The organism is Nonomuraea sp. AD125B (assembly GCF_041402765.1).
Classification (GTDB): Bacteria; Actinomycetota; Actinomycetes; order Streptosporangiales; family Streptosporangiaceae; genus Nonomuraea; species Nonomuraea bangladeshensis.
In genome coordinates, this window is sequence record NZ_JBGLOU010000014.1 from 120,316 (window position 1) to 141,279 (window position 20,964).

General features: G+C 71.1%; 22 protein-coding genes. 6 read left to right on the plus strand and 16 right to left on the minus strand.

Annotated features, from left to right (window positions below; translation table 11 throughout):
* Positions 1-2: 2 nt before the first annotated feature.
* Positions 3-656: a hypothetical protein gene (locus ACBR40_RS33035; protein ID WP_371251255.1), complete on the minus strand. Its 654-nt coding sequence runs from the start codon at positions 654-656 to the stop codon at positions 3-5.
* Positions 657-737: 81 nt separating this feature from the next.
* On the opposite strand from ACBR40_RS33035, the gene ACBR40_RS33040 reads away from it, so the two are divergent.
* Positions 738-1,760, plus strand: coding sequence for an adenosine deaminase (locus ACBR40_RS33040; RefSeq protein ID WP_344217779.1), 1,023 nt, complete (start codon positions 738-740; stop codon positions 1,758-1,760).
* Here ACBR40_RS33040 and ACBR40_RS33045 read toward each other — a convergent pair.
* Both ACBR40_RS33045 and ACBR40_RS33050 read right to left on the minus strand, forming a co-directional pair.
* Entirely contained in the window at positions 1,749-2,588 is an 840-nt protein-coding gene (locus tag ACBR40_RS33045) for a hypothetical protein (protein ID WP_371251256.1), read from the minus strand. The two genes, ACBR40_RS33040 and ACBR40_RS33045, sit on opposite strands and share 12 nt — an antisense overlap.
* Positions 2,575-3,114, minus strand: coding sequence for an RNA polymerase sigma factor (locus tag ACBR40_RS33050; RefSeq protein WP_371251257.1), 540 nt, complete (start codon positions 3,112-3,114; stop codon positions 2,575-2,577). The genes ACBR40_RS33045 and ACBR40_RS33050 overlap by 14 nt, the downstream gene beginning before the upstream one ends.
* Positions 3,115-3,240: 126 nt before the next feature.
* Here ACBR40_RS33050 and ACBR40_RS33055 point away from each other — a divergent pair, with 126 nt between their 5' ends.
* Positions 3,241-3,978, plus strand: a complete 738-nt coding sequence (locus tag ACBR40_RS33055) for a methyltransferase domain-containing protein (RefSeq protein ID WP_344217785.1) — start codon at positions 3,241-3,243, stop codon at positions 3,976-3,978.
* A gap of 37 nt (positions 3,979-4,015) precedes the next feature.
* On the opposite strand, the gene ACBR40_RS33060 is transcribed toward ACBR40_RS33055, so the two are convergent.
* The 4 genes from ACBR40_RS33060 to ACBR40_RS33075 form a co-directional block, all read right to left on the minus strand.
* Positions 4,016-4,858 (minus strand): carbohydrate ABC transporter permease, encoded by an 843-nt coding sequence (locus tag ACBR40_RS33060; protein ID WP_371251342.1) that lies wholly within the window; start codon positions 4,856-4,858, stop codon positions 4,016-4,018.
* Complete coding sequence (locus ACBR40_RS33065) at positions 4,858-5,742, minus strand: sugar ABC transporter permease (RefSeq protein WP_344217787.1); 885 nt, start codon at positions 5,740-5,742, stop codon at positions 4,858-4,860. Before ACBR40_RS33065 ends, ACBR40_RS33060 begins: the two co-directional genes overlap by 1 nt.
* Positions 5,743-5,821: 79 nt before the next feature.
* Positions 5,822-7,090 (minus strand): extracellular solute-binding protein, encoded by a 1,269-nt coding sequence (locus ACBR40_RS33070; protein ID WP_371251343.1) that lies wholly within the window; start codon positions 7,088-7,090, stop codon positions 5,822-5,824.
* A 222-nt stretch (positions 7,091-7,312) separates the two neighbouring features.
* Positions 7,313-9,184 carry an acyl-CoA dehydrogenase family protein gene (locus ACBR40_RS33075; protein WP_371251258.1) on the minus strand — a complete coding sequence of 624 codons (1,872 nt, stop codon included), beginning with the start codon at positions 9,182-9,184 and terminating at the stop codon, positions 7,313-7,315.
* A 135-nt stretch (positions 9,185-9,319) separates the two neighbouring features.
* Here ACBR40_RS33075 and ACBR40_RS33080 point away from each other — a divergent pair, with 135 nt between their 5' ends.
* Positions 9,320-10,708: a serine hydrolase domain-containing protein gene (locus tag ACBR40_RS33080; protein ID WP_371251259.1), complete on the plus strand. Its 1,389-nt coding sequence runs from the start codon at positions 9,320-9,322 to the stop codon at positions 10,706-10,708.
* Here ACBR40_RS33080 and ACBR40_RS33085 read toward each other — a convergent pair.
* Positions 10,662-11,855 (minus strand): MFS transporter, encoded by a 1,194-nt coding sequence (locus ACBR40_RS33085; RefSeq protein WP_371251260.1) that lies wholly within the window; start codon positions 11,853-11,855, stop codon positions 10,662-10,664. The genes ACBR40_RS33080 and ACBR40_RS33085 overlap by 47 nt on opposite strands.
* Before the next feature lie 58 nt (positions 11,856-11,913).
* On the opposite strand from ACBR40_RS33085, the gene ACBR40_RS33090 reads away from it, so the two are divergent.
* Positions 11,914-12,267 carry a MerR family transcriptional regulator gene (locus tag ACBR40_RS33090; protein ID WP_344217795.1) on the plus strand — a complete coding sequence of 118 codons (354 nt, stop codon included), beginning with the start codon at positions 11,914-11,916 and terminating at the stop codon, positions 12,265-12,267.
* A 62-nt stretch (positions 12,268-12,329) separates the two neighbouring features.
* Here ACBR40_RS33090 and ACBR40_RS33095 read toward each other — a convergent pair whose 3' ends face one another.
* The 6 genes from ACBR40_RS33095 to ACBR40_RS33120 form a co-directional block, all read right to left on the minus strand.
* On the minus strand, positions 12,330-13,475 hold the full coding sequence (locus ACBR40_RS33095; protein WP_329585644.1) for an acetyl-CoA C-acetyltransferase: 1,146 nt from the start codon (positions 13,473-13,475) through the stop codon (positions 12,330-12,332).
* A gap of 72 nt (positions 13,476-13,547) precedes the next feature.
* Positions 13,548-14,201, minus strand: a complete 654-nt coding sequence (locus ACBR40_RS33100) for a hypothetical protein (RefSeq protein ID WP_371251261.1) — start codon at positions 14,199-14,201, stop codon at positions 13,548-13,550.
* Between the two features lie 47 nt (positions 14,202-14,248).
* Complete coding sequence (locus ACBR40_RS33105; RefSeq protein ID WP_344217800.1) at positions 14,249-15,019, minus strand: class F sortase; 771 nt, start codon at positions 15,017-15,019, stop codon at positions 14,249-14,251.
* A gap of 5 nt (positions 15,020-15,024) precedes the next feature.
* Positions 15,025-15,897, minus strand: coding sequence for a hypothetical protein (locus ACBR40_RS33110; RefSeq protein ID WP_371251262.1), 873 nt, complete (start codon positions 15,895-15,897; stop codon positions 15,025-15,027).
* Positions 15,898-16,020: 123 nt separating this feature from the next.
* Complete coding sequence (locus ACBR40_RS33115) at positions 16,021-16,809, minus strand: class F sortase (RefSeq protein WP_371251263.1); 789 nt, start codon at positions 16,807-16,809, stop codon at positions 16,021-16,023.
* Positions 16,809-18,167 (minus strand): hypothetical protein, encoded by a 1,359-nt coding sequence (locus ACBR40_RS33120; protein ID WP_371251264.1) that lies wholly within the window; start codon positions 18,165-18,167, stop codon positions 16,809-16,811. The genes ACBR40_RS33115 and ACBR40_RS33120 overlap by 1 nt, the downstream gene beginning before the upstream one ends.
* A gap of 203 nt (positions 18,168-18,370) precedes the next feature.
* On the opposite strand from ACBR40_RS33120, the gene ACBR40_RS33125 reads away from it, so the two are divergent.
* Positions 18,371-19,516 (plus strand): acyl-CoA dehydrogenase family protein, encoded by a 1,146-nt coding sequence (locus ACBR40_RS33125; RefSeq protein WP_371251265.1) that lies wholly within the window; start codon positions 18,371-18,373, stop codon positions 19,514-19,516.
* 54 nt (positions 19,517-19,570) lie between these two features.
* A complete protein-coding gene (locus ACBR40_RS33130) occupies positions 19,571-19,735 on the plus strand; it encodes a hypothetical protein (protein WP_177240627.1) in 165 nt (54 codons plus the stop codon).
* On the opposite strand, the gene ACBR40_RS33135 is transcribed toward ACBR40_RS33130, so the two are convergent.
* Both ACBR40_RS33135 and ACBR40_RS33140 read right to left on the minus strand, forming a co-directional pair.
* A complete protein-coding gene (locus ACBR40_RS33135; protein ID WP_371251266.1) occupies positions 19,732-20,154 on the minus strand; it encodes a MarR family winged helix-turn-helix transcriptional regulator in 423 nt (140 codons plus the stop codon). The genes ACBR40_RS33130 and ACBR40_RS33135 overlap by 4 nt on opposite strands.
* A 12-nt stretch (positions 20,155-20,166) precedes the next feature.
* Complete coding sequence (locus ACBR40_RS33140; RefSeq protein ID WP_371251267.1) at positions 20,167-20,955, minus strand: alpha/beta fold hydrolase; 789 nt, start codon at positions 20,953-20,955, stop codon at positions 20,167-20,169.
* Positions 20,956-20,964 lie beyond the last annotated feature (9 nt).

Genomic DNA, 20,964 nt, shown 5'->3' on the forward strand with positions numbered 1-20,964 from the left:
CTCTAGTCTCCTACACGAGCCTTGACCGAGGCGGCAACTGCGAGGAGTTCCTTACGCAGGGATTCACCTGCCCTGACGCGCACGCCTGTGCCGCGGCGCTCCAGCCAGGCGATCGTCCGGCCGCCGCGCGGGTCCCGGCCGACCACGGCGGGCCTGCCGTGCAGCACGGTGGCACGACCGTCGAGCACGGCGGCATGGGAGCGGTAGCGCGGCCAGTCGGCGGCGAAGGGGCCGCGTTCGACGCGCGCCACGATGTACCTGCCGGACTGGCCGGAGCCCGCCGGGGCGTACCTGGCCCAGCCGCCCGCCCCGGCGCCGAACGTTCCACCGCCGGTGCGCTTCAGGCCCGGAGGGAGGTAGGTGAGGTAGAAGCCGTCGGCGATCACAGCCAGCCTGGGCGCCGGCGGCGCGGCCGGCTCGGGCGACGGGGTCCGCGCCGGCGGGGCGGGGGCGGGCGGGCCCTGCCCGGCGGCGGCCGGCTCCGCCGCCGGGTCGAGCGGGCGCACTCGCCCGAAGCCCGACGCGAACAGCCCGTAGATGGCCACCGCGGTCGCGGCGAACGCCAGCGCCGCGAGCGCCGCCCGCCTGCTCTGCCCGCCCGCGTCCGCGGTTCCGGCCGCGGGTTCCTGCCCGTACACGCGCCCCTCGGGGATCATTCCCCGATGATCCCCTGCTCGGCCCGCCTCCTACCCCTCTTTTGAGCCAACCGATGGCGACGCCGGTGGCAAGATGAGGAGATGCCGAAGTCCCTGGTCACGCTCCCCAAAGCACATCTTCACCTGCACTTCACCGGCTCCATGCGGCACGCCACGCTGATCGAGCTGGCCAGGGATCAGGGGTTGCACCTGCCCGACGCGCTGGAGCAGGACTGGCCGCCCAAGCTGCGGGCCACCGACGAGCGCGGCTGGTTCAGGTTCCAGCGGCTGTACGACATCGCCCGGTCCGTCCTGACCCGCCCGGAGCACGTCTACCGGCTGCTGCGCGAGACCGCCGAGGACGAGGCGGAGGCCGGGTCGCGCTGGCTGGAGATCCAGGTGGACCCGTCCGGCTACGCCCAGCGGTTCGGCGGGCTGACGGCCACGCTGGAGCTGATGCTGGACGCCGTGCGCCAGGCCGCCGAGCACTCCGGCGTCGGCATCGCGGTGATCGTGGCCGCGAACCGGACCAGGCACCCGCTGGACGCCAACACGCTGGCCAGGCTCGCCCTGCAATACCGCGATCACGGGGTCATCGGCTTCGGGCTGTCCAACGACGAGCGCCGGGGCGAGGCCCGCGACTTCGAGCGCGCCTTCAGGATCGCCAAGCGGGGCGGGCTGCTGGCCGTGCCGCACGGCGGCGAGCTGCTGGGCCCGCGCAGCGTCCAGCAGTGCGTGGACGACCTGGGGGCCGACCGGGTCGGGCACGGCGTGCGGTCGGCCGAGGACGACTGGCTCATGAGCCGCCTGGCCGATCGGCAGATCTGCTGCGAGGTCTGCCCGACCTCGAACGTCGGGCTGGGGGTGGCCGAGCGGGCCGCCGACGTGCCGCTGCGGCGGCTGTTCGACGCGGGGGTGCCGATCGCGCTGGGGGCCGACGACCCGCTGCTGTTCGGCGACCGGCTGCTGCGGCAGTACGAGCTGGCCAGGGAGGAGTACGGCTTCTCCGACGCCGAGCTCGCCGAGCTGGCCCGGCAGTCGGTGCGCTCGTCGGCGGCGCCCGAGGCGGTGCGCAAGGAGCTGCTGAAGGGCGTCGACGACTGGCTCACCGGGTCACCGGAGTGATGCGGCGATCTCGGCGGCCTCGCGCGCGGTGCGTACGCCCTCCAGGCGGTGGTTGACGCCGCCGCTCGTCCAGATGAGCGTGGGCGCCGCCTGGCGGAGCGGCACGGCCGTGCCGTCCGCGCGGCGGAGGTAGCCGAGCGGGTGCTCGCCGCCGACCCACCAGCCCTCCGCGCCGCCGTCGAGCTCGACGTGCGTGGGGAACGGAGGGCCGAGCTGTTTGAAGAAGTACGGGCTCATCTCGCCGTCGAACTGGTCGAGGCGGATGCCGCCCGGCCAGAACATCGACACCACCCGGCCGCCGTCGGAGACCGTCGCCGTCCGCGGGGGGCCCAGGCGGGTGGGGGTGCGTACCGGGAAGCGGGCCAGGGCCGGCAGCTCCTCCGGGGCCACGGTGCGCTCGCCTGGGAGCGGCGCGGTGGTGGTGAGCGGCGGGGGCGGGGTGTCGGAGACCCGCAGCTCGACGCCCGCGAAGCGGAGGATCTTCACCACGGCGGCCCGGCCCTGCGGGGTGGCGGCGGTGATGGCCACGACCACCGCCACCACCGCCACCACGACCACCCACCGCCGCCTCCGCCGCCCACCCGGTCGGGCAGGCAGGACGGGGTCCGGCCGGGCAGGCGCACCGGGATCGGGTTGGGTGAGGCGGGCGCGGACAGCGGTGGCCATGTCGGTGGCGGGGGCGGCGGGGGGCACGTCGAGCAGGGCGCCGAGGGCGAGCAGCTCGGACTCCAGCGCGTCCGGACGCGCGTCCGAAGCGTCCGCATCCCGGTCCGGAGTGTCTGCGTGCGTGTCCGGAGTGTCCGGGTCGTTCGGGTCATGCGAGTTCATTGCCCACCTCCTCCCTCAGCCGCGCCAGCCCCCGATGGGTGCTGGACTTGACGGTGCCCAGCGGACAGTCCAGCACCTGGGCCGTCTCCGCCTCCGTCAGCTGTAAGAAGTACCGGCACACCACGGCTTGGCGTTCCCGTTCGGGCAGTGACCGGACGGCGGCCAGCAGCCGGGCGCGGCGGTCGGTGGCGACGGCGGCCCCCTCGGGGTCGTCGGGCGCCCGCCCGTCGGCGGCCGCGCCCAGCCGGAGCGCCAGCTCCGCGCGCCGCCCCCGTGACCGGGTCAGGTTGTGCGTCTCGTTGGCCACGATCCGCAGCAGCCACGGCCGGAAGGGCGACTCCCGCCGGAAGCCCGGCAGGTGCCGGAACGCCTTGACGAACGCCTCCTGCACCACGTCCTCGGCTTCGTCCCCCGCGCCGAGCAGGTACGCGGTACGGTGGGCGAGCGCGCTGTAGCGGGCGACCAGAGCCTCATAGGCGTTCAGGTCACCGTCGAGCGAGCGCGCGATCGCCTCGTCGTCGTCCATGACGAGTCAGATTCCACCGCAAACCAGGGCCAGCAGGGAAGAGCGTCCATCGGATCGCGTGACCCCTGCCGCTGATCGGGGCATTAGACTCGGGCAATCCGTGTGCTCCCTTGAAGGAACGGGACTATGTCTTCTGGGTATGACCGTGTAGTGCAACCGGCGGCCGGTGACGAGGCCCTGGAGAACCACCTCGGTGGGGACGAGGCCAAGAACTACCGGCAGTACGAGTTCGACATGGTCGCCCCGCATGTGGGCCGCTCGATGCTGGAGATCGGTTCGGGTCTCGGGCACTTCGCCGAGCAGTTCCTGCCGCGCCTCGACCGGCTCGTGGTCAGCGACTTCGACCCCTACTGCGTCGAGCAGCTGGAGAAGCGCTTCGCGGGGCGCGACGAGATCGACGTGCTGCAGTTCGGCCTGCCGACCGACATCCCGCTGAAGGACAAGGTCGACACCGTCGTGCTGATGAACGTCCTGGAGCACATCGAGGACGACGCCGAGGCGCTGCGCTCGCTGGCGCGGGTGACGCTGCCGGGCGGCCGGATCATCATCTGGGTGCCGGGCTACCCCCAGCTCTACGGCGACTTCGACCGCAAGGTCGGCCACGTCCAGCGCTACACGCCGAAGACGCTGGGCGCCACGGTCGCGCGGGCGGGCCTGGACGTCGAGGTGCTCAAGCCGATCAACTTCCTGGGCGGCATCGCCTGGTGGGCGGCGGTGCGCCGGGGCGGCGTCGGCTATCCCGACCCGCGCCTGGTCAAGATCTACGACCGTACGGTGGTGCCGCTGACGCGGCTCATCGAGCGGTTCTTCCGTCCGCCGTTCGGCCAGACGGTCTTCTGCGTGGCGCGCGTTCCCCAGAGCTGAGGGCGGCCGGGGGAGGCCGGTGGGCCTCCCCCGCGCCTCACTTGATCGATCCGGCGGTCAGGCCGCCGACGACCTTGCGCTCGATCAGCGCGAACAGGATGATCACCGGGATCGTGGCGATCACCGAACCGGCGAACAGGTTCTGCCAGTCCACCTGGTACTGCCCGATGAAGGAGTTCAGCGCCACGGTGAGCGGCTGCCTGTCGGGCGTCGTGGTCAGCGTGAGCGCGACCACGAACTCGTTCCACGCCGCGATGAACGTGAAGATCAGCGCCGTGATGACCCCGGGCATGGCGAGCGGCAGCGTGATGCGGAACAGCGCGCCGAAGCGCCCGTTGCCGTCGATGAACGCCGCCTCCTCCAGCTCCCGCGGGATCGAGGCGAAGTACGCGTTCAGGATCCAGACCGCGAACGCCAGGTTGAACCCGCCGTTGACCAGGATCAGCGACCAGATCGAGTCCACCAGCCCGAACTGGTAGAACTCGCGGTAGATGCCCACCAGCATGGCCGTGGGCTGGAACATCTGGGTGATCAGCACCAGGATCAGGAACGCGGTCCGTCCCCTGAAGCGGTGCCGGGCCGAGTAGTACGCCGCGGGCAGCGCCACCAGGAGCACCAGCACGGTGGAGCCGGCGGCCACCTTGATCGTGACCCAGAGGTTGCCCGCCAGGCCGCTGCTCCAGAAGCCGGCGAGGTTCGACCACACCCACTCGTCGGGCCAGAACGTCACGTCCCGCAGCGAGTCCTGGCTGCGCAGCGAGGTGAGCAGCATCACCACGTACGGGAACAGGAAGATCAGCGCCACGACGTAGGCGGCGGCCGCGACGAGCACGGTCTTGAGCCTGGGCATGGTGCGCACGACGGCGCCTCGGCTCGCCATCACGCCACCTCCTTGTTCCACCGCGACACCCGCAGGAAGATCACGGTCAGCACGACGACCATGCCGAAGTTGACCACGGACATGGCGGCCGACTCGCCGATGTCGGAGCTCTTGAGAATGAACATGAGGATCGTCGAGGTGGCCGTGGAGTAGCCGGGCTGCCCGTGGGTCATGGCCCAGATGATCGGGAAGCTGTTGAAGACGTTCATCACGTTGATCAGCGCGGCCACGGTGAGCGCGGGGCGCAGCAGCGGCAGCGTGATCGACCAGTACGTACGCAGCCGCCCCGCCCCGTCCATCCTGGCCGCCTCGTAGACGTCGCCGGGGATGGTGGCGAGGCCGGCGAGCAGCGCGTACGTGGTGAACGGCACCGACACGAACACGGCCACGAACACCAGCCACGGCATGGCCGTGGAGGCGTCGCCGAGCTGGTCGGCCGCCGCGCCGCCCATCGCGTCGATGAGCCCGAGTTTGAGGCGGATCTGGTTGATGACGCCCACTTCGGGGTCGAGCATCCACTTGAAGATGATCGCCGTCATCAGCACGGACGCCGCCCAGGGCGCGATGAGCGCCCAGCGGGCCACCTTGCGCAGCGGGAAACGCTGGTTGAACAGCTGGGCGAGGGCCAGCGAGACCAGCACGGTGAGCACGACGACCGCGACCACCCAGATCACGCTGCGGACCATGATGTCCGCGAAGTCCTTCTCGTTGAAGAGCTTCTCGTAGTTCGCCAGCCCGTTGCCGCCCTGGACCACGCCGAACCGGCTGATCTTGAGGAACGACGACCGGATCATCTCGATCACCGGCCAGAGCACGACCACCGCGATGAGCACCACGGCCGGCCCGACCCAGGCGAGGGGTTCGAGGGCGCGCAACCTTCTCATGCAGAACCTTCCACGTGGGACAGTGTCGTCACGGGAGGCGGCCCGGCGCCCGTCACGGACGCCGGGCCGGCCACCGTGATCAGCCCGCCTCGGCGACCTTCTGCAGCTCGCCGAGGACCTTGGCCGGGTCCTCCTTGACGGCGCCGCCGATGGTCTGCTTGATCGCCGGGTTCACCTCGGCCCACTTCGGGTCCTGGAAGGGGTAGAAGCTGGCGTTGGGCAGCGCGTCCAGGAACGGCTTCAGCTTCTCGTCGCCCGACAGCTTCTCGATGCCGCCGTTGGTGACCGGCAGCAGCTTGTAGGTGTCGGAGATCTTCTGCGCGGCGTTGCCGGTGTAGAAGAAGTCGAAGAACTTCTTGATCTCGGCGGCGTGGCCGTTCTTGTTGAACGCCATGATCCAGTCCATGACGCCGAGCGTGGTGTCGAGCGGCCCGCTCTTGCCGGGGATGGGCGCGACGCCGTAGTTCTTCAGGCCGGCCGCGTCGAAGATCGGGATCGACATGGGGCCGCCGTTGACCATGCCGACCTTGCCGGCGCCGAAGTCCTCCCAGACCGTCTTGCGGTCCTTGGTGCCGGGGTTGGGGGTGGTCAGGCCGGCGTCGACCAGGCCCTTCATGTACGTGAAGGTCTCGATGTTCTGCGGGGAGTTGATGGCCCACTTGCCGGAGGCGTCCTTGTAGCCGCCGCCGTTGCCGAGCATCCACAGGAACGACTCGCCCTGGGCCTCCTCCTGGCCGAGGGGCAGGCCGAACGGCTGGGTCACGCCGGCCGCCTTCAGCTTCTCGGCGGCGGCCTTGAGCTCGTCCCAGGTCTTGGGGGGCTCGCTGATGCCGGCCTTGCTGAACAGGTCCTTGTTGTAGAACATGGCGCGGGCGGAGGAGACGAACGGGATGCCGTACCCGGTGCCGTCCACCTTGCCGAAGTCGGCGAACTTCTGCAGCAGGTCGCCGGAGACGTTCGGGGAGAGGACCTCGTCGGTCTTGTAGAGCAGCCCGTCCTTGACGAAGCCGGAGTAGTCGCCGGTCTGCAGGATGTCGGGCACCTGGCCGTTCTGGACCATGGTGGCGACCTGCTTGTCGATGTCGTTCCAGTTGATGACCTGGACGTCGACCTTGATGCCGGGGTTCGCGGCCTGGAACTCGTCCACGACGCCCTTCCAGAACGTCTCGCCCGAGTTCGGCTTGCCCGGCCCGTCGCCGTAGTCGGCGGCGACCATCTTGAGCGTGACCTCGCCGCCGGAGGACGCCTGGTCGCCGCCGCCGTTGCCGCTGCCGCCGTCGCCCGAGCCGCAGCTGGTCAGGACCAGCAGCGTGGCAAGGCTGAGAGCGGCGCCGCCCACAAGCTTCATGTTCACTGGAGATACCGCCTTCTCGTCGGACGGGTGACGCTGGTCCGTACCAGTGGTCGGACCCCGCCCAGGGGGATGAGCTCACGGAGGCACTGCGATGACCCGGAAGCCCTCCGTGTTTGCGCCAGCGTAAGCGAGCGTTCCCCACCCGGTCTATACCGGTCTATTGCGGTTCGACAACAGTCATCGCGACGGCTGCGCACAACCGGTCTAGACCAGATGTCAGGTGATCTTCCGCCGGACGTTCTCGCCGCCCTCGGGGGCGCCGATCCACGGCCCGTCGATGGACGGGTCCAGCACGCCTTCCTCGACGAAGTCGTAGCGGCCGTCCAGCACGTACCCGGCCAGCCGGACGTCCCGGGCGTCGGTGTTGTCCCAGAGCCGGTCGAGCAGCGTGTCCACCCGGCGTCTGGCCTGGTGGCAGAAGGTGTCGGCCAGCTCGTACGGCCGCCGCCCGAGATCGGCGGAGTCGCTCTCGGCCTTGACGCAGACGGCGGTCATGGCGAGCAGCTCCGCCCCGATGTCCACGACCCGCCCGAGGAACGCCTGCCGGTGCTCCAGCCTGCCCTGCCAGCGGGACATCGCGTAGAAGGTGGACCGGGCCAGCTTCCTGCTGGTCCGCTCCACGAAACGGAGGTGGGCGGCGAGGGGGCCGAAGGCGGCGTACCCGCCGGGCAGGGTGCCCGCGCCGGCGACCAGCGTGGGCAGCCAGCCGGCGTAGAAGCGGCCGGCCCGCTTGACCGCCGCGGCGCGTTCCTGGCGGGAGGCGTCCGGGTTGATCAGCTCGCCGGCGGCCGACAGGTGGGCGTCCACGGCCTCGCGGGTGATCGCCAGGTGCATGATCTCGGTGGAGCCCTCGAAGATGCGGTTGATCCTGGCGTCGCGGAGCATCTGCTCGGCGGGCACGCCGCGCTCGCCGCGCGCGGCCAGCGACTCCGCGCTCTCGTAGCCGCGCCCGCCCCTGATCTGGACCAGCTCGTCCAGCACCCGGTAGCCCATCTCCGAGGCGTACAGCTTGCCGAGCGCGGCCTCGATCCTGATGTCGTTGCGCTTGTCGTCGGCCAGGCGGCAGTTGAGCTCCATGACGGCCTCCAGCGCGTACGCGGTGGCCGCGATGAAGGCGATCTTCGTGGCCACGGCCTCGTGCCGGCCGATGGCGTGGCCCCACTGCACCCGGGCGTTGCTCCACTCGCGGGCGATCCGCACCGCCCATTTGGCGTTGCCCGCGCAGGTGGCGGGCAGGGAGAGCCGGCCGGTGTTCAGCGTGGTGAGCGCGATCCGCAGCCCGTCGCCCTCGCGCCCGATCAGGTTCCCCGCGGGCACTCTGACCTGCTTGAACTCGGTGACGCCGTTCTCGATGCCGCGCAGGCCCATGAACGTGTTGCGCCGCCTGACCGTGATGCCCGGCGAGTCGGCCTCGACCACGAACGCGCTGATCTTCTTCCCGGTCCGCGCCATGACCACGAGCAGGTCGGCGATGACGCCGTTCGTCGTCCACAGCTTGACGCCGTCGAGCACGTAGTCGTCGCCGTCGCGGACGGCGGTGGTCGCCAGGCGGGCCGGGTCGGAGCCCACGTCGGGCTCGGTCAGCAGGAAGGCGGAGATCTCGCCCCGCGCGCAGCGCGGCAGGAACGCGCGCTTCTGCTCCTCGCTGCCGAACAGCTTCAGCGGCTGCGGCACCCCGATCGACTGGTGCGCCGACAGCAGCGTGGCCAGCGCCGGGCAGTACGAGCCGACGAGCATGAGGGCCCGGCAGTAGTACAGGTAGGGCAGACCGAGCCCGCCGTACTCCTCGCCGATCGTGATGCCGAACGCGCCCAGCCCGGCCAGGCCCTTGACCACGTCGTCCGGGATCTGCCCGGTCCGCTCGATGAGCGCGGGATCGACGTGCCCGTCCAGAAACCGGCGGACCGCCCGGACGAACTCCTCCCCCCGCTTGGCGGCCTCGTCGGGCAGGGCGGGCGCCGGATGGACCAGCTCCAGCCGGAAGTCGCCGAGGAAGAGCTGCTTGCCGAAGCTGGGCCGGGTCCACTCCTGCTCGCGGGCCTGCTCGCCGACCGCTCTGGACTCCTCGTACCTGGTGTGCTGCGTCATCGCGCCTCCAGACGTCACGCCGTCCCGGTGCCGGTTATATGCCCTCTTTCTCAGATGAGACCCGACTTTCGTCAGGGGCGCCGGTGACCGGACGGCAGATCCGGAGGGGGCTGCTCCTTCCCTAGGTTTCGTGACGTGAAAACGCTCCTGATCAGCCTGTTCGCGGCGGGCGCCCTCTTCCCGGCCCCCGCTCCCGCCCTGACTCCCGCCTCCGTGGACGCGTACGTGCGCGACGCCGTCGCCACCACCGGCCTGCCGGGCGTGTCGGTGGTCGTGACCCACGACGGGCAGGTCGTGCACGCCGCCGGGTACGGCCACGACTCCGAGGGCCACGCGGTCACCGCCGACACGCCGATGCGGGTGGCCTCGGTGAGCAAGGCGTTCACCGCGACGGCGGTCATGACGCTCGTCGAGCGCGGCAAGATCCGGCTGGACGACCCGGTCGCCGCGCAGCTTCCCGGCTTCCGGATGGCCGACCCGCGCGCCGCCCGCGTCACCGTGCGCCAGCTGCTCAACCAGACCTCCGGCCTGTCGGACACCACGGTCGACGTCAACGCCCTGGAGGAGACGATCACGCTGGCCGACTACACCGCCCGGCTGTCCGGCGGGCGGCTGCGGGCCGAGCCGGGCACCCGATGGGAGTACTGCAACGTCAACTACGACCTCGCCGCCCGGCTGGTCGAGGTGGCCGGGGGCCGGGACTTCGGCTCGTACCTGCGCGATCGGGTCTTCGGGCCGCTCGGCATGACCTCCAGCGCCGTGAGCGACCAGGTGGTCCGCCCCGCCGACGGCTACAACTCCGTCTACGGGGCCTGGCTGCCGCGCCCCGAGCTGCCCGCCTTCCTCAACGGCAGCGGCTCGGGCGGCGTCGTCACCACGGCGAACGACATGGGCAAGTGGCTCATCGCCCAGTCCGGGGACGGCCGTCCGGTGGTCGGGAAGCGGAGCCTGGAGACCATGCACACGCCCGCCGCGGTCCGCCCGTACGGGATGGGCTGGGGCGTGGAGGAGGAGTCCGGGCAGCTCGTGCATTCCGGGAACCTGTTCACGTACACGGCGGTGGCCGCCCTCTCGCCGCGCACCGGTTACGGCTTCGCGGTGATGAGCAACAGCGCGGCCTTGCAGGACGACACGTACACGATCATGCAAGGGCTGACGGCGCTGAGCGAGGGCCGCGTGCCCGAGCCGCCGGGCGCCGACCGGCGGCTCTACGACGGCATCCTGGCCGCGGTCGCGCTCGTGGCGGCCGGGCTCGGCGCGCTGGGGGTGCTCCGCGCCCGCCGCTGGGCGGCCAGGCCCCGCCGGTGGTACGCGCTCCGGCTGCTGCCCGCCCTGCTGCCGGCCGTGGTGCTGGCGACCTACCCCGACTGGGTGTCGTTCCTGATGAACGGCAGGACCGTCACGTGGGCGCAGCTCACGTACTTCGCGGCGCCGCTGTCGATCACGTTGCTCGTGACGGCCCTCGCGGGAGCCGCCGTCACGCTCGCCCGCGTGCTCGCGCTACGGAACCGCCGGCCGCGCTGACCTGACGGCGGGCCGCCGGGACGGCCACGTAGCTCACGGCCAGCGCGGCCAGGGCGAGCGCGGCGGCGGCGAGCCCGAGCCACCGCAGGCCGTCCGCCGCGACCAGGCCGCCACCGAGCGCGGAGCCGGCCGCGATGCCGATGTTGAACGCGCACACGTTCACCGACACCGCCAGCGTCGGCGCGCCGCCCGCGTGCCGCAGCAGCAGGCTCTGCAGCACCGGGGTCGTGGCGGAGGTCAGCAGGCCGAACGCGAGCACCACGGCCACGGCCGCCACCGGCCATCCCAGCGCGAACGGGAACAGCGCCAGCACCACCGCGAGCCCGGCGAACGTCCCGCGCACCGTGGCCGGCAGCGACCGGTCGGCCAGCCGTCCCGCGACCAGGCCGCCCGCCAGGCCGCCCACGCCGTACACCAGCAGCAACGCCGACACCGCCGCCGGCGCGAACCCGGTGATCCGCGACAGGGCGGGCGCGAGGTAGGTGAACACGGTCGAGGTGGCCGCCAGCCCCACGGCGGTGGTCGCGATCACGACCGGCACCGGCCGGCGCAGCATGGTTCGCAGCTCGGCCGCGACGCTGGTGTCCGGCGCGGCCTCCCGTGGCAGCACCACGGCCAGCAGCACGACGGCGGCCAGCGCCAGCACCGCGAGCCCCGCGAACGGCGCCCGCCACCCGGCCCCGTCCCCCACCAGCACGCCGACCGGCACGCCCAGCAGGGTCGCCGCCGAGAACCCTGAGCCGACGACCGCGATGGCCGTCCCCACCCGCTCCGGCGCGACCGCCCGCACGGTCAGCATGAGCGCCAGCGTCAGGAAGGCGGCGTGGCTGAGCGAGGCGACCACCCGGCCCGCGATCAGCACCCCGTACGACCCGGCTACCGCGCAGATCGCGTTGCCCGCCGCGAACAGCACCAGCAACCCCAGCGCCAGCCCCTTGCGCGGCAGCCGCACCGTCGCGATCGTCACCAGCGGCCCGCCGGCCACGACGCCCAGCGCGTACGCCGTCACCGCGTGCCCGGCCGTGGAAAGCGTGACGTCCAAGTCGGCGGCCACCTGCGGCAGCAACCCGGCGATCAGATACTCGGAAGTGCCGACCACGAAGACGCTCACCATGAGCATGGCCGGTACGAAAAGTCCCTGTTTCATGCGGGTACGCTAAAGTCTCACATGGATGTGAGAGTCAATCGGCGGTGAGGGGGATCACATGCGGATCGGCGAGCTGGTCCGGCGCACCGGCGTGAGCGAGCGGCTGCTGCGCTACTACGAGGAGCAGGGCCTGCTGGCCCCGGAGCGCCTTCCCAGCGGCTACCGCGTCTACACCGAGGCCCACGTGGAGACCGTGCGCCGCATCCGCTGCCTGCTCTCGGCGGGCCTGTCCACCTCGACGATCGCGACCGTGCTGCCCTGCCTGGAGCCCGAGGGCGAGGTGCTGGCCCCCACCTGCCGGGACGTCGTCGGGCAGCTGCGCGGCGAGCGCGAGCGCATCGACCGGGCGATGGCGGACCTGAGCGAGTCCCGCGACGCCCTCGACCGGGTGATCGCGGCGTCCCGCGTGTGACATGCGGAAGCGCCGCCTCCTCGTCGGCCGAGGAGACGGCGCTCCGTCTCTTTCATCTGCTCCTAGAGCCGCTCGATGATCGTGACGTTGGCCTGGCCGCCGCCCTCGCACATCGTCTGCAGGCCGTAGCGGCCGCCCGTGCGCTCCAGCTCGTGCAGGAGCTTGGTCATCAGGATCGCGCCGGTGCCGCCCAAGGGGTGGCCGAGGGCGATGGCGCCGCCGTTGGGGTTGACCTTGGCCGGGTCGGCCCCGAGCTCGTGCATCCAGGCCAGCGGCACCGGGGCGAACGCCTCGTTGATCTCCACGACGTCGATCTGGTCGATCGACATGCCGGCCTTCTTCAGCGCCCGCTGCGTGGCGGGGATCGGCGCGGTCAGCATGTAGACCGGGTCGTCGCCCATGAGCGCGAGCTGGTGGATGCGGGCGCGCGGGGTCAGCCCGTGGTCCTTGACCGCCTGCTCGGAGGCGATGAGCACGGCGCCCGAGCCGTCGGAGATCTGCGAGGAGGTGGCCGCGGTGATCTGGCCGCCCTCCTTCAGGGTCTTGAGGGTGCCCATCTTCTCCAGGGTGGTGTCCGCCCGCGGGCCCTCGTCGTCCTCGACGCCGTTGATCGGGGCGATCTGCTCCTTGAAGTAGCCGTTCGCGATGGCCTTGGCGGCCCGCTGGTGCGACTCCAGCGCGAACTGCTCCAGGACCTCGCGGGTGTAGCCCCACTTCTCGCACATCAGCTCCGCGCCGCGGAACTGCGAGATCTCCTGCTTGCCGTACCGCTCGACCCACTTCTCGCCGAACGGGAACGGCATCCCCATGTCGAGCGCGGCCTTGATGGACGAGCCCATGGGGACGATGCTCATCGACTCGACGCCGCCGGCCACGACGAGGTCCTGCGTGCCGGACATGACGCCCTGGGCGGCGAAGTGGATCGACTGCTGCGAGGAGCCGCACTGGCGGTCGATGGTGACGCCGGGGACGGTCTCCGGCAGACCGGCCGACAGCCAGGCGTTACGGGCGATGTCCATGCTCTGGGGGCCGAACTGCATGACGCATCCCAGAATGACGTCCTCGACCGCGGCGGGGTCCACGCCGGTGCGCTCGACGAGCGCCTTCAGCGTGTGAGCGGCCAGGTCAGTGGGGTGGACGGTGGAAAGACCGCCCTTCTTCTTGCCGACCGGGGTGCGGACCGCCCCGACGATGTACGCCTCTGCCACAGTGCCTCCTGGAAACCGAGCATTATTCGGTTACTAAGGGCAGCCTACAACAGAACGACGTTCTGGCGCTGCTCACTCCGGGGGGAGAAGGTCCTCCGCGGCGTCCACCCGGAACCGCCACCGGTCCACGACCAGCCCGTTGAGCTGGTCGGCGAGCTCCAGCGCCAACGCCCCCAGCTTGGCCGGCTCGTCGCCGCGCAGCTCGATCGCGGTCAGCTCGGTCGCGAACGGCAGCAGCTCCCCCACCGCGGGCGGCTGCCCCTTCTGCGGCACCAGCACGGCCCGGATCTCCCCCGCCGTGAACGTGAACTCGTCGTCCTCCTGCGGCTCCAGCAGCGGCGCCAGCTCCTCGGCGGACGGGCGCACCGGGACGATGACCGCGGGGCCCGAGTCCTCCTCGTCGGCCGGGTCGCTCACCTCGCCGCGGCAGACCGCGAGCCCCTTCAGCCGGAACGCGATGCCCTCGGCCAGGAACCGGTCGAAGAAGTCCAGCGGCAGCGGCCCCTCGCCGGCCACCCGCACCGCCCACGACTTCTCCAGCACGCCGCCCGTCAGCCCGGGCTCGGCCTCCACGGGCGCGCACACCCGTACGTCCGTGGCCACGACGTCGTCGCCGTCCAGGCGGGCGGCCGGGTCGGCCAGCCGTACGACCTGCAACAGCTCGGCCGGCTGGACCTTGGCCGGCAGCACCGCCGTCGGGCCCGTACGCAGTCTCCGCTTGGCCATCCAGCCCATGCCCGCCTCCGCGCTTGCCAGTGAGCCGCTCTATGCGGTCAGCTTCGATAGGAGCTCGTCATCGTCGCGTAGACGATGACGTTGTCGGTGTAGTGCCCGGTGCGCCGGTCGTAGGTCCCGCCGCAGGTGATGAGGTGCAGCTGGGCGTTGTCCTGCGGCCCGTAGACGCGCTGGGTCGGGAACGTCTTCTTGTTCGCCTGCTCCACGCCGCCCACGGTGAACACCGCCGTGGTCTTGTCCTGCCGCTTGACCTCGATGGTGTCGCCGTTCTTGATCTCGGGCAACCTGCTGAACACCGCACTGCGCGTCCTGGTGTCCTTGTGCCCGAGCAGCACGGCCGGGCCCGCCTCGCCCGGCGTGGACATGTTGCGGTACCAGCCCACGAGGTTCGGGTCGTCCGCCGGCGGCACCTCGATCGTGCCGTCCTTGGCCAGGCCCACGGTCTTGACCGGGGCGTTGATCCCCAGCCGCTTGATCACGACCCGGATCGGGGTGGACGGCAGCATCGGCGGGGCCGGGGTGATCTGCGGCAGCGGCGGCGGCGCGTCGGGGTCGGCCTGGAAGAGCGCCTGCTCCGGGTTGTTGCCCGCGGCGTGCGGCTGGGACGGCAGCGCCAGGCTGTCGCGGTTGTTCGCGGCCAGGCCGTACTCGTCGGGCGAGTTCAGCACGATCAGCAGCCCGGCCACGACCGTCACGACCCCGGCGATGGCCGCCACGATCAGCACCGCCCTGAGCGCTGTGCTCCCCTTGTCCGGCTGCGGCGGCTGCGGGGCAGGAAGTCCGCCGCCGTACGGGTGGTATCCCGACACCGCGCTCAGCCCCTGGTCGCGTTGCGCCGGCGCATGAGCAGCCCGCCCACCGTGGCGGCGCCGATCAGCGCGGTTCCGGCCAGGATGAACGTCCGCCCGTCCGGCCCCATCGTGCCGCCCAGACCGGTGTCGGCGCCCGCCTTGGGGGTCTGGGACTTCTTCGTGGACTGCTTGCTGGACGGGGTGATGGTGACGATCTCGGTGGTCGTCTTGGTCGGCCGGGGGGTGGAGGTGGTGGGCGTGGGCGTCGGCGTGCCGGTCCCGGTGCTGGTGGGGGTGCCGGTGCCCGTCGGCGTGCCCGTACCCCCGGTCGTCACGACGAACTGCGCCGACGGCCCCCCGGACGCGCCCGGCGCGCAGGTGTAGACGGGGTGGCCGTTGACCTGGAGCGCGAAGCCGCCGCCCTTGAGCGCCACCGTGCCGGTCGCGGTCGGCGTGATCACCATGGTCATGGTGGCCAGCGGCATCGGGCTGCCCTCGGAGATCGTCGCGAACGGCGTGGACGTCTGCCCCACCGTCACCGGCGTCGCAGGCACCGGTGTGCCGCTCGGGCTGATCGTGCCCACGGCCACCACAGCGCTGCTCGGCGTGATCTCCGAGGGCGCCGGGAGCCGGCTCTGCGTGTTGGTCGGCTGCGCGATGTCCCACGTCACGGTGACCGCCCCGCTGGGCGTGGCGGCGGCCGGGGTGCGCAGCTCCATGCGGAAGGGCACGTTCGTGGGCTGGCTGCCCGTCGCCGTACAGCTGTAGACCACGTCGACCGGGGCGGCCAGCGCGGCCACCACCGGCAGCCCACCGAAGATCCCTGCACCGAGGACGGCCATGGCGGATGTCTTGAGGGCGAGGCGGCGCCGCGCCTTGGACGTCAGCACTTCCATCTCCAATTCAGTGCAGGTTGGCGGGAGTGTGCCAGTTTTCCAATTCTTGGTCTCGGCTAGGTTGAGATCTTACGAACTCTACCTGTCAACTTCCCGTAAACCGTCAAACCGGTTGCTCCCGGGTCAGACCTTCTTCTTCGAGAGCGTGGCGTACACGACGATGTTGTCCTTGTAGCTGTGCGCTCCCTTGTTGTAGACGCCGCCGCAGGTGATCAGCCGGAGCTGCGCGCCCTCGGTGTTGCCGTAGACCCGCTTCGTCGGGAAGGTCGTCTTGCTGACCTGCTCGATCCCGCTCACCGTGTAGCGGGCGACCTTGCCGTCCGACCGGTACACGTAGATGTTGTCGCCCTTCACCAGCTCCGAGAGCCGGGCGAAGACGGCGGGACCCTTGCGGGTGCTGACGTGCCCGTTGATGACCGTCGGGCCGTTCTCGCCCGGAAGCGGGGAGAAGCGGTACCAGCCGGTCTGGTTCGGCTTGCTCAGCGACGGGGTGCCCAGGTTGCCCTTGAGGTCCACCGTCACCTGGCCGACCGGCGCGTTCACCTTGATCTTCGGGATCTTGATGCGCGACGGCTTCGCCTTGGCCTTGGCCTTCGTGGTCCTGGCCGCCGGGATCGGGGCCACGGTCGGCACCGCGGCCAGCGGCGGCGGCGCGTCGATGCGGGCCGGGGTCAGGCCGCTCTTGCCGCCGGGGCCGACGGTCGGCGGCAGGACGAACGCGCCCGCGTTCTCGATCTGCACCGTGGACGGCTGGCCCGCCGCGAGGGGGCCGCCGGGGCCGGAGCCGTCGTCCACCGTGGGCGCCAGCGAGAGCAGGCCCACCATGACGGCGCCCACCCCGGCCAGCGAGCCCGCGATCAGCAGGCCCGGCATCGCCTTGTCGAGAGTCGACTTCTGCTTCTGCTCGCTCATCACTTCACACCTCCGGCGTGTGCGGCGCGGCGACGCCACAGCACCAGGCCGCCCGCGGCGCTACCCATGATCATCGCGGAGCCGCCCGCGATCAACGTGTACGCCCCGGAGTCCACCGGCGGATCCGGCGCCTCACCGGTGTTCACCCCGCCCTTGGGCGTCTTGACCACCTGCGGCCTGACGTACTTGGTCACGGTCGGGGTGGCGGAGGTCGAGGTGGTGGGGGTGGTGGTGCTGGTGCCGCCGGGCCCGACGATCACGATCCCCGGGTGGGTGTACTGCGAGCTCGGCGACGGCGAGTTCGTGCCGGTCGCCGTGGTCGTCGGGGTGCCGGTGCTGGTGTTGGTCGCCGGCGGGCTGGTCGGCGGCGTGGTCGTGGGCTCGTTCGTCGTGGGCGGCGGGCTGGTCACTCTCTCCCCGACGGTGACCACGATGGATCCGGGAGGGCTGGCCGGCGTGCACTTCGCGCCGTGGAATCCGGTCGGAAGCTGCGCGGTGGCCGTCGACACCTCGAACGCGTCCAGCCAGGCAGGCTTGGTCGAGGCGTTCTCGACCTTGATCACATGCTTGCCGTAGGTCAGCTTGGGCGAGACCCACAACGGCTGGCCGCCGTTGAGGTCATGGTTCACCGGGTCGTCGTTGCCGTCGCGCGAGGGGTCCACCGTCGCCCGCTTGATGCCGTCGATGTAGATGTTGACCGGCCCGGCGTCCTTGTCCGTCGGGCCGATGTACTTGACGCTCGTGCCGACGAAGGTCAGCTCAGCGGAGGCGTTCAACTCGGTGGTCTCGTGCAGGTCGTTGTGCACGTGATGCTCGGAGGACGGGCGGCCGCCCACGGGCGTCCACGTGCCGTGGTAGACGATCTGCATGTCGCTCGGGTTGTCGGTGTCGTCACCGTCGTTGATGACCACACTGCTGTCCGGCGGAGTGAAGTCGAGGTCGATGTCCTTCGGGGTGATCTTGATAGTGCCCGGCTTGTCGATGAGGCCGGGGTCGTTCAGCATGGGAGGCAGGCCGAGTTCGTCATCAGGCCGCAGGGCCTTCTCCGGATCGGCGCTGCCCTTGGGCTGCAGGATGCCAACCCAGTTGCTCTTGAGCTCGAGGTTGCCGATGGCGTGGACCTCTCCGCCCGGCCCGAAGTAGCCGGGTGACTGCAACCGGCTGCCGTCACCGGTGTACTGGAGCTTCCACGTGTAGTTGAGCGGCCCGCCCACGACGAGGTCGGTGTCGAAGGTCAGATTGGTGACCAGCCGCACCGGACCGTGCCTGACGATGCTGCTCGTACCGGTCGGCTTACAGATGTATTCGACCTCAAGATCGGCCTGCGCCGCCGACGCGGGCAGGTTCGACGACACCATCGCACCTAATGCCGCCACGGAACCGACCGATGCGGCGATCAACGCCTTGCGCAACCGACTCACGGGAGACTCCGATCACCCACAAATAGACCGAGGGTAGATCCTAGAGTCGCGAAGACCGACAACACATGCGGAATGCCCCATCTTCCATCACTTGTGATGAAGCCGTGTCCAGTAACAGAATCCCGTTCTGGAGGTGGCGTATGGAGAGAGATCTTTTCGACGAGGAGCACCTGCTCTTCCGTGAGACGGTGCGCGAGTTCATGACCCGCGAGGTGGTGCCGCACCACGCGCGGTGGGAGAAGGAGGGCATCGTCCCGCGCGAGGTCTGGAAACAGGCCGGCGAGCTGGGGATGTTCGGGTTCTCGGTGCCCGAGGAGTACGGCGGCGCGGGCGTCAAGGACTTCCGCTACAACGCGGTGATCGTCGAGGAGATCATCCGGCACGGCGCGTCCGGCCTCGGGTTCTCGCTGCACAACGACGTCATGGCCCCGTACGTCGTGGACCTCACCAACGACGAGCAGAAGCAGCGCTGGCTGCCCGGCTTCGTGAGCGGCGAGCTGATCACCGCGATCGCGATGAGCGAGCCCGGCGCGGGCAGCGACCTGCAGGGCATCAGGACGACCGCGGTCCGCGAGGGCGACCACTACGTCATCAACGGCCAGAAGACCTTCATCACCAACGGCATCAACGCCGACCTGGTGGTCGTGGTCACCAAGACCGATCCGGCGGCCAGGGCCAGGGGCACGACGCTGATCGTGGTCGAGCGGGGCACGGAGGGCTTCCAGCGCGGGCGCAACCTGGACAAGGTCGGCATGAAGGCCCAGGACACCGCCGAGCTGTTCTTCGAGAACGTCCGGGTCCCCGTGGCCAACCGTCTCGGCCCGAACGACGGCGAGGGCTTCTTCCAGCTCATGCACAACCTGCCCCAGGAGCGCCTGTCGATCGCCGTGGCGGCCGTGGCCTCGGCGGAGTCAGTGCTGGAGCAGACCATCGAGTACTGCAGGTCCCGCCAGGCCTTCGGCCGCAACATCGGCTCGTTCCAGAACACCAGGTTCGTCCTGGCCGAGCTGGCGACCGAGACCGACATCGCCCGCACCTACGTCGACAAGTGCATCCTCGCGCTCAACGCAGGCGAGCTCACGGCGGTGGACGCGGCCAAGGCCAAGTGGTGGACCACCGAGCTGCAGAACAAGGTCATCGACCGCTGCCTCCAGCTCCACGGCGGCTACGGCTACATGACGGAGTACCCCGTGGCGAGGGCCTGGCTGGACAGCCGGGTGCAGACGATCTACGGCGGCACCACCGAGATCATGAAGGAGATCATCGGCCGGTCCTTCGAATTCTGACCGGAAGCCCGCGGGGCCGCGCGCGGACCGGCCCCGCGCCGCATACTGGACAGCATGGAATCCGGCGGCCTGATCCTCCTGGTCTTCCTGGCGTTGCTGTTCGCCTGGCTGCTCAACCGGGTGCGCCGGGCCTTCCGCCTGGGAGCCGTGGGCTACGCGGGCGTGATGATCGTGTTCATCATCGCCATGCTGCTCGTCTGGGGCCAGACGAAGGTCTAGCGCATCCCTTCCACGAACCGGGTGAGCAGCCGGGCGAACTCCGCCCGCTCGGCCGCCGTCCACGTCCGCGTGGCCTCGGCGAAGCTCGCCTGCCTGCTCTCGTGCGCACGGGCCAGCGCGTCCCGCCCGGCGTCGGTCAGCACGAGGTGCGAGCGCCGGCCGTCGGCCTGGTCGGCCTCGCGCCGCACCAGGCCGCCCGTCACGGCGGCGGCCACCAGCCGGCTCGCCCGCGGCTGGTCCACGCCGAGCGCCTCGGCGACCCCGGTCACCGTGACCGGCTCGCGGGCGCCCTCGATGACGTCGAGGACGTCGTGCTCGGGGCCCGCGCCGTCGGCCGCGGCGAGGGCGCGCCGCCGCTGCCTGCGCCTGATGGCGACCATCGCGCGTTCGATGGCGGCGATGTCCTTGTCCTCGTGCATAGGGTGGCGATGCTACCCCGGCACGACCGGCTGGATCGCGTCCAGGATCACCCGCGCGACCAGCGCCGGATCGTCGCTCATCGGGACGTGGCCGCACCCGTTCAGCAGCTTGACCCGCTGCCCCGACCACCGCCCGGCGCGGACCGCCTGCCTGCGCAGCAGCAGCCGGTCGTGCTCGCCCCACGCGATGGTGATCGGCGATTTCGGTGGCGCGGGCGGCATGAGCCCCTCGAAGGAGGCGAGCGTCTCGTCGAACCCGGGCGCGGCGGCCAGCGCCTGCGTGGCCGCGACCAGCGCCGCAGGCTCCATCCTCGTGGGGTGGGCGACCAGCATCCCGGCGGACAGCGCCCGCGAGGCGGGCTCCTCCGCCATGCGGGCGGCCTGCTCGGGCGGCAGGGCGCGGGCCGTGGCGCGCAGCGCGCGCAGCACCGTGCGGGCGTACAGGAACTCGGAACGGGTCCAGAAGCCGGCCGGCGACAGCGCGACGGCCGAGCTGACGACGCCGCGGGCGGCGAGTTCGAGCGCGAGGTAGCCGCCGAGCGAGTTGCCCGCGACGGCGGGCTCACGGATGCCGAGCAGCGCGCAGAACGACTCGACCGCGTCCGCCAGCGACTCCGGTGTGTACGGGGTGCCCTCCGGCAGCCCCGGCGAGTCGCCGAACCCGGGCAGGTCCACGGCGAAGACCGTGCGCTCGGCGGCGAGCCGGTCCAGCACCGGCAGCCAGGCCTGCCAGTGGTGCCCGATGCCGTGGATGAGGATCAGCGGCGCGCCGGTGCCCCGCCGTTCGAAGGCCAGGTCCATGCGGCCAGT